The following is an 8095-nucleotide window of genomic DNA, read 5'->3' on the forward strand; positions in this document are numbered from 1 at the left end:
GGTCAGAGGGGGACTTGAACCCTCGGCACGCGGATTTTCAGTCCGCTGCTCTACCAACTGAGCTACCTGACCATATGTGCTTGCCTTTCGTGGAGAATCCGTTCGAGCAAACGCAAGATAGTATTTTATGGCAAATGGCAAAGCACGTCAATAGTTTTTTTCAAAGTATCGAAGCTATTACGACACCCACGAGAATCGCCGGGGCAAACGGGAACGTCTGGGAGCCGATTCGCTTCCCATCTTCGCGAACGCGCGAAATTGCCTGCATCGCAAGGACGACGAGACACGCCGCGAGCAGGCACCACAGCCCCCGCTCCCAGCCCAGGAACAGTCCGACCACCGCAAGCAACTTGATGTCCCCGCCTCCCATGGAGGGGCGTTGGGCGAAGCGCTCGAACGCGATCGAGACCGCAAGCGAGCCACCTCCGAGCACGAGTGCCCCCACAAGCCCGTCGATAAGCGTCAAGCCAAAGGGGAATATCCCCATCGTCGCGAAAGCTGCAGCCGAGGGCGCGTCCCCCGCTTGCACGCCCGAGCCGAAGGCGCCGGCAGAGCAGGCGGCCACCATCACAGCAAGCAGAACGCGCACGGCAAGCCAAAGCGCCGCCATCGCTATCACTAGCTTGTTGGGAATCCGCCTCTCGCGCAGGTCGATCGCGCTCGCCCAGGTTAGCAGCACCAAAAAGAGCGCGAACGACGCCCCACCCGCATACGCAGGGGCGTTGTCAAGGACGACTGATACGCTCATCGGGCTCTCTTTCTATAGGAGTACTGCGACTTGGTGGACAACTGGAAGAGTTATGCGATGTTTTTCGAACCTTGCTTACCGCAATTCACGCCAAACAAAAGCAAAACCCCAGGAAAAGGCGAACGCCGACGCACTTTTCCTGGGGTTCCGCCTCGCAAACCGGTGCACAACTCGCTCAGTTGACCACCAACTACCGGTTACGCTTCATGCGGCCGTTCGAATCGACGCTAGCAGCCGAACAGAAGCTCCTTCTCCTCGCCCGGAAGCGCCGCGCGCGCCTGATCGCGCAGGTTGTTCACGCCGATGAAGAACTGGCGCATCATGACCACCATGAGATAGCGGCCCTTCGGCGTCAGCGTGATTTCCTCGTCGTTGTTGGTGGCGAACGCCCCCGCCGCAGTCATGAACGCCATCTCAGCGGGAAGGCCGGCCTCAATCGAGCAGCCGAAATCTTCCCTGAACTGCTTCTTGTCCAGGCGAAGGCCGAACAGCTGCATCATGAAGCGGTAGCGCATGCGGTCGTGCTTGGAGAAGTGCGTTTTGCCCATGATGGACATACGACCGCTTTCGATCTTCTCGTTGTACTGGCTGACGGAAAAAGTGTTCACATACATGTTCTCGCCGAGATACGTGATGCCGCCCGAACCGATTGCCGGGTACTCCTCGTAGTCGACCACGTACTCGTCGATCATCGCGTCCTCGCCCGCGGCATCCGTGCCCAGGCGGTTGAACGTCCATGCGCTGCCGTTCTCGAACAGCGGCTTGTCACCGCCGATCAGAAGCTCGCAGATGATCTCGTAGAAACGCTGCTCGCGCTTGTAGTCAACCTTGCCCACCGTGCGCGCAAGCGAGCGCTGTACGCTCGGCGACGCCATGAGCGGGTAAAACGTCGTTTGGCTCGCTCCGCTTTCGATTACGCGCTCGATGTCGTTGATCAGGATGTCCTCGGTTTGCGCCGGGAAGTTGAAGATCATGTCGGCGTTCATGGACACGAAATACGGGCTTGCCTCCTGGATGCGTTCCATAATCTCCTGGCCGCAGCCGTACTTTTCGTAGCGGTCCATCTGCTTGAGCAGCCCGTCATCAAAGCTCTGCACGCCAACGGAAAGACGATCGACGCGGCCTTTAAGCTTCTCGAGATAGCTCGGAATAAGATGGTTCGGGTTGGTCTCGGACGACACTTCCTTGATGGAGAAGTTCTCGCGCGCCATATCGATCGTCTCGCACAGCTCGTCGATCATGATGGTGGGCGTGCCCCCGCCGATGTAGACACTCTCGAAATCGTAGCCCAAATCCTTGAGCATCATCATCTCTTTGCGCATGTTGGCGAAATAGGGTTTCGCGCGCTCTTCCTTGAACGGGAATCGGTTGAACGAGCAATACGGGCACAGGCGCTCGCAGAACGGAACGTGCATATAGAGCATGTAGCGCTGCCCGGGCTTCGGCGGAACGACCTTCGCGTCGTCGGTCGGCGTGAGCTTCAGATATTGGTTTGAACACGCGCGAACCACCGTGCTCAGCATTCGTTCAGAAAGCATATTCTAACTTCTTCCCTGCTATTTCGCCCTCGTAACGTTCTTATTCCCAGGCGGAACGGCCGCGCGCGGCCTTCGCGCCGATGTCGGTGCGGAACTGCTTGCCCTCGAAGCTGATGAGGTCGCAGGCGGCATAAGCGCGCTCGCGAGCCTCCTCGAAGGTCTTGCCGAGCGCCACCACGTTGAGCACGCGCCCGCCTGCCGTGACAAGCTCGCCGTCGGCGTTGTGGCTGGTGCCCGCATGGAATACCGACACGCCGTCGAGAGCCTCGGCCTCGTCGATCCCCAGGATGACCTTGCCCTTCTCGTAGGCGCCCGGATACCCGGCGCTCGCGAGGACGACGCACACCGCCCACTCGTCGGCCCATTCGAGCGACAAATCGTCGACGCGGCCCTCGGCCACGGCGCACATCACATCGACCAGGTCGGTCTTCAGGCGAGGAAGTATCACCTGCGTCTCGGGGTCGCCGAAGCGCACGTTGAACTCCACGATCTTCGGCCCCGCAGGGGTCAGCATGAAGCCGCCGTAGAGCACGCCACGATAGTCGCGCGCGTCGTCGGTTGCCGCCGTAGCAGCTGCGGCCTTGTCCATGATGGCCACCATGGAGGCCATCTCCTCGTCAGTCACGATGGGCACGGGAGAGTAGACGCCCATGCCGCCCGTGTTCGGACCCTCGTCACCGTCGAACGCGCGCTTGTGGTCCTGAGCGGGAGCCATGGGAAACGCCTTGCCGTTTGCCACGAAGGCGAGCAGTGAGCATTCCGGCCCCGTCATGCACTCTTCGATGAGGACGGTCTTGCCGGCGTCGCCGAACTTGCCGTCGAAGCACTCGCGAACGGCGTCCTCGGCTTCTTCTACCGTCGAAGCGACAACGACGCCCTTGCCAGCCGCCAGGCCGTCGGCCTTCACCACGATGGGCGCGCCCTGCTCGCGAATGTAGGCGATCGCAGGATCGCACGCATCGAAGGTGGCGTACGCCGCCGTGGGGATGTCGCTCTTCTCCATGAACGCCTTGCTGTGCGCCTTGCTTCCCTCGAGCAGTGCGCCTGCGGCATCGGGGCCGAAGACCGAGATGCCCGCGTCGCGCAGCTCGTCGGCAACGCCCGCGACAAGCGGGGCCTCAGGGCCTATGACCACAAGGTCGACACCGTGCTCGCGCACGAACGAAAGCACGGACGAGCCGCTCATCATATCGACGTCGTTGACGTTGGTCGCAACCGCAGCCGTGCCGCCGTTACCAGGAGCAACGAACAGCTCGTCGCACCGAGGCGATTTGGAAAGCGCCCATGCGATCGCATGCTCGCGACCGCCACTGCCAAGCACCAAAATGTTCACAACAAACCCTTTCTCTCAGGTTCGCCAAATACAAGCAAGGAAAGCTCGCGAGCCGAACTGCAAAGCCGCGAGCTAACCACATACGCAGGTCAAACAGCCAAAACTCGCAGGTCGAACAAAAGTCAGCGAGCGTAGCTCTGTCGAGTGCAGATGGCGTGAAAAGATTTCAAAGCGTACTTTAAGGTACGTAAGAAATCTTTGGAGCGCCAGCTGCGCCGCCAGAACCGCGCGCAGCGTCGGCTCGTTTCGCGGGCCGTAAGGCCCGCGAAACCTTAGCCTACCAACCGCGCATGATGGTTTGGTCGCGATCGGGACCGACGGCCACGATCGAGATCTTCACACCCGTGATCTCCTCGAGATGCTCGACGTATTTCTGAGCGTTCTCGGGCAGCTCCTCGAAGGACTTGCATGCCGTGATGTCCTCGCCCTTCCAGCCAGGAAGTTCCTCGTAGATGGGCTTCGCGTGGAACAGCACGCTTTGCTGCATGGGGAAGTAGTCGTAGCGCTTGCCGTTGCATTCATAGGCCACGCACACCTTGATGGTGTCGAAGGCGGAAAGCACATCGAGCTTGGTCAGCGCCACGTCGGTGAGGCCGTTGACCTCCGCGGCGTAGCGCGCGATGACCGCGTCGAACCAGCCGCAGCGGCGCTTGCGGCCGGTGGTCACGCCGTATTCGTGACCCACGGAGCACAGAAGCTCGCCGGTTTCGGCCTCTTCGCCCACGCCGCCGTCCTCGGGGAAGCGCTGCTCAGTGGGGAACGGGCCGCCGCCGACGCGCGTCACGTACGCCTTCTCGATACCGAGCACGCGGTCGATGTTCACAGGGCCCACGCCCGAGCCCGTCGCCGCGCCGCCCGCGCAGCAAGAAGAGGAGGTCACATAGGGGTAGGTGCCGTGATCGATGTCGAGCAACGTGCCCTGCGCGCCCTCGAACAGCACCGACTTGCCCTCGCGCAGTGCGCTGTTGAGCATGTGGGCAGTTTCAGCCATATAGGGCTTCAAAATGCGCGCGTAAGGCAGGTACTCCTCGCAGATTTCCTCGACCGTGTAGGTATGGAGGCCGTAAATCTTGCTCAGGACGGGATTTTTCTGCTTGAGCGCGGTCTCGACCTTCAGACGGAAGATCTTCTCGTCGAACAGATCCTGGATACGGATGCCCTTGCGAGCGACTTTGTCCTGGTAGCACGGGCCGATGCCGCGTTTGGTGGTTCCGATCTTGTGCTCGCCGAGGCTCTTCTCGTCAGCGCCGTCGAGGTCTTTGTGCCACGGCATGATGACATGCGCGTCGCAGCTGATCTTCAGGTTCTTGCACGAAATGCCCTCGGCCTGGAGCATCGCCATTTCCTTCACGAGCACTCCCGGGTCGACGACAACGCCGTTTCCGATGACGGGAATGGCGTTCTCGTACATGACGCCCGAAGGCATCAGGTGCAGCGCCAGTTTCTTGTCACCGTGGATGACGGTGTGTCCTGCGTTGTTTCCACCCTGGTAGCGCACGACATAGTCGTACTTGCTCGCAATGAGGTCGGTGATTTTACCCTTGCCTTCGTCGCCCCATTGGGCACCGACGAGAACTGTACTGGGCATGAGCGTTCATCCTTTCGCTGCCCCGCACAAGCGAGGCCGATTGGCATTCTTCCTGCAACCCTTGCATTATAAGGTATGGGCTACACGGCGAGTTCGATGACGTTGGTAGCGTCACTAACTTCGCGTAGAACGGAAACGACCTCTTCGTGACAGGTGAACATGATGACTTGGCGCGTCTTCGCGAGCTCGGCCAAAGCGCGCGCGGCCCCGCGGCGGCGGCGGGAGTCGAAGTTCACGAGAATATCGTCGGCGAGAATGGGAATCGCGCGGCCCACGTTGTCGGCGGCGAGCAGAAGCGCGATGCGCAAGCTGAGATAGAGCTGCTGGCACGTGCCGAGCGAGAGATGGACCGGGTCGCGCTCGGTATGTACGGAGTCGACGACGCGCAGATGACCATCGGCGGTCATGTACACGCGCACCCAGCGACCCTCGGTCATAAGCGACATGAGCTCGCTCGCCTGCGCATACACCTCGGGCTGGCTTTTGCTCTCCCAAGAGGATATCGCCATCTCGAGCATGCGACGGGCGAGAAGAAGCCTCGCGAAAGTTTGCAGCGACTCATTGTAGCGCGTGCGAATCTGCTGGTAGGTCATGCGGACTTCGTCGAGCGTATGCTCGCCACGCGCCGCCGCAAGCTCCTGCTTGAGCTCGCCGTACGCTCGGTTCGTACTCTCGAAGGCCTCCATGAGGTTGGTGCGCTGCGAAACCTTGCGCGCGATCTTCGCGTCGAGCGCCGCAAGCGTCGCGTTCTCGCTCGGCAGATGCGCCTGCGTGTAGGCGCTCGCAAGCGCATCGGCATTGCGCGCGATCTTCTCTTCGAGCGAGGTCAGACGCGCAGTGAGCGCTTGGGAGCGCTGCTGGAGCAAGGCCATGTCGCCGCGAGCGTCCTTCGCCTCGTCGAGGATCGTCCGCGCACGGCGCAGGTTCGACAAAGCCTCGCCCAGCCCGCGGCTCTCGAGAAATGCGCGAATCTCCCCCGAGAGCGCCTCCTGCTCGGCAAGGCATGATTCGTATTTCTTCTTGTCCTGTAACATGACCCATTGCGCGCTTTGGAGCTCGGCCTTTCGCGCTTCTTGCTCCTTGCTCGGGCGGAACAGCATCACAAGCGCTCCCGCAGCGAGAAAGACCGCCATGGCGACCAAGCCCAAACCGAGCGCCGTGAACGACAGGCTCGAGATTTCGCGCCCATGTACCACAAGGGGGACACCGGACCCGACGAACACAAGCGGCAGCGCGATGGAGAGCACCACCTGTGCCGTGCGCTGATGGCGGGCGCGCAGCTCCGTCTCGCGCGTGTCGGGGGCCTCAAGGCGCACCTCGTAGGCCGCCTTCGACGCAGCGTAATTCGATTTTGCCAGCTCAACGCTGTGCGAGCACTTCGATTCCCTGTCGCCAAAGGCGTCGATGCGATCGCGCAGCTCGCGGTCCTCGGCCGCCGTCATGCTCATAAGCTCGCGAGGGAGCGCATGCCTCCCGCGCCGCTTCGCGAGCGCCGCCTGCGTTTGCTCCTCGACAAGGCGCGCGTGCTCCTCGGTGATTTCCTCGCGCTCTGCCGCGAGCTTCTCAATGCGCGCGCGACATGCGGTGAGCTCCTCGATGCGCGCGTTCAGCTTCGACAGGCGCGCGCTGAGCGACTCGCGCTCAGGCTCCATCTCGTGGAATTCCTTGTCCTTGCGACGCAAGCTCTCGGCTACCTCAGCGGCGCGAGCCATCTCCTCTTTCGCGTCCGCGAGCTGCGATCCCAAGTTCACAAGCGACTCCTCGGCACTTGAGGCGCGCGACGTGCAGGCAGCAAGGCGCCCTTGCACCACGGAGAGCGCGTGCGCGGGGGACGTCCCCGTGCCCGACCCCGCTGTGAGCAGGCGCGCCGTGACGTCGGTGGTGTTGCGCAGGCGGCGCAGCTCGTCGCTGGTGAGCGAGAACATGGTAGAGAACGTCTCGCGATCGATATCGTGCACGAGGGAGGCGTCGCCCTTGAGGCCTTCTGCATTGCGGCTTCGGGAAAGCTCAATCTCGCTGCCTTCCCCATCGTCGAAGAACAGCGAGCCTGCGCGGTCGGCCGCCTGCGGCTTGTAGGTGTTGCGCACCCCGCGCGCCTCTTCCCAGCCGAAGAGCACTCCGCGGACAAACGACGCAGTTGTCGTCTTGCCCGCCTCGTTCGGACCGAACACCACGTTCAGATGGGGCCCGAAGGGACCGACGACTTTACCGGAAAACGCGCCGAAGCTTTCCATCTTGATGTGCTTCAAGAAGGGACTCATTGGTCGTCACCTCCGCACAAAAGGTCGATGACCAGGTCTTGCGCCTCCTCAGCAAGCGTCGGGATACTCTGCACGAGGGCGCTCGGCAGCGCGACGTTGCTCTTCAGGAACTCGTCCTGGAGAAACGCCGCCTCGCCGGCCTCGTCTTCGCGCATCGATTCGGCAACGTCGAGGAACACCGCAGGGAACATCCCCTCGCGGCGCGCCGCTTCGCGGTCAAAGGGCCGACGCGTCTTATCGATAAGCGCGTCGCAGAAGAACTCTGGGTGGGAATCGTTGATCTGGTTGCGCAAATCGTCGATTAGCCCGGGGCGCTTGAGAACCTCATGCAGGGGCGTCGCGCCGCAAAGCACGATGCGCGTGCACATCTCCCCGCAGTGCGCCTTGCCGTTCACGCGGAAAAGCTCGCGCGTGACCAGGTCGGATACATCGGGAACCGTGACGCACTCCGAGATGTCCACCTTCATGCGCTGCCAAACGACGCTTGCGGTGGGGATGAACTCGACCACGTTGCGGCGCCCCTCCTCGAGCGTGACCAGGTTCACGCCGCGCGGCCCCGTCTCCTTGATGTCGCGCCCCTGGATACAGCCGGAAAACGCGAGGCGCGGATTCTCATCGGTGTAGAGC

At 62.0% G+C, this 8095-nt stretch carries 5 protein-coding genes, 1 tRNA gene and 1 pseudogene; all 7 read right to left on the minus strand.

From position 1 onward, the window contains the following. Positions 1-72, minus strand: a tRNA-Phe gene (locus tag Q0G18_RS08120). 88 nt (positions 73-160) lie between these two features. Further along, positions 161-748 carry an A24 family peptidase gene (locus tag Q0G18_RS08125; protein WP_297151834.1) on the minus strand — a complete coding sequence of 196 codons (588 nt, stop codon included), beginning with the start codon at positions 746-748 and terminating at the stop codon, positions 161-163. A 227-nt stretch (positions 749-975) separates the two neighbouring features. Next, the gene (locus Q0G18_RS08130; protein WP_297151837.1) at positions 976-2286 is read right to left on the minus strand and encodes a coproporphyrinogen III oxidase family protein; all 1311 of its coding nucleotides are present in this window, start codon (positions 2284-2286) and stop codon (positions 976-978) included. Between the two features lie 40 nt (positions 2287-2326). Continuing rightward, complete coding sequence (purD, locus tag Q0G18_RS08135; protein WP_297151840.1) at positions 2327-3619, minus strand: phosphoribosylamine--glycine ligase; 1293 nt, start codon at positions 3617-3619, stop codon at positions 2327-2329. Between the two features lie 277 nt (positions 3620-3896). Further along, positions 3897-5207 carry an adenylosuccinate synthase gene (locus Q0G18_RS08140; protein ID WP_297151842.1) on the minus strand — a complete coding sequence of 437 codons (1311 nt, stop codon included), beginning with the start codon at positions 5205-5207 and terminating at the stop codon, positions 3897-3899. 80 nt (positions 5208-5287) lie between these two features. Then, positions 5288-7468 carry an AAA family ATPase gene (locus Q0G18_RS08145; RefSeq protein WP_297151845.1) on the minus strand — a complete coding sequence of 727 codons (2181 nt, stop codon included), beginning with the start codon at positions 7466-7468 and terminating at the stop codon, positions 5288-5290. Then, positions 7465-8095, minus strand: a pseudogene (locus tag Q0G18_RS08150) (metallophosphoesterase); the annotation flags it as partial. The gene Q0G18_RS08145 and the pseudogene Q0G18_RS08150, both read right to left, overlap by 4 nt.

Origin of the sequence: uncultured Ellagibacter sp. (assembly GCF_934636505.1) — a bacterium.
In the GTDB taxonomy this organism is placed as follows: domain Bacteria; phylum Actinomycetota; class Coriobacteriia; order Coriobacteriales; family Eggerthellaceae; genus Ellagibacter.

Excerpts from the sequence above, each read along its gene's own strand:
- Q0G18_RS08140 (WP_297151842.1), bottom strand. The coding sequence starts at position 5,207 with ATGCCCAGTACAGTTCTCGTCGGTGCCCAATGGGGCGACGAAGGCAAG.
- Q0G18_RS08145 (WP_297151845.1), bottom strand. The coding sequence starts at position 7,468 with ATGAGTCCCTTCTTGAAGCACATCAAGATGGAAAGCTTCGGCGCGTTT.
- Q0G18_RS08125 (WP_297151834.1), bottom strand. The coding sequence starts at position 748 with ATGAGCGTATCAGTCGTCCTTGACAACGCCCCTGCGTATGCGGGTGGG.
- Q0G18_RS08130 (WP_297151837.1), bottom strand. The coding sequence starts at position 2,286 with ATGCTTTCTGAACGAATGCTGAGCACGGTGGTTCGCGCGTGTTCAAAC.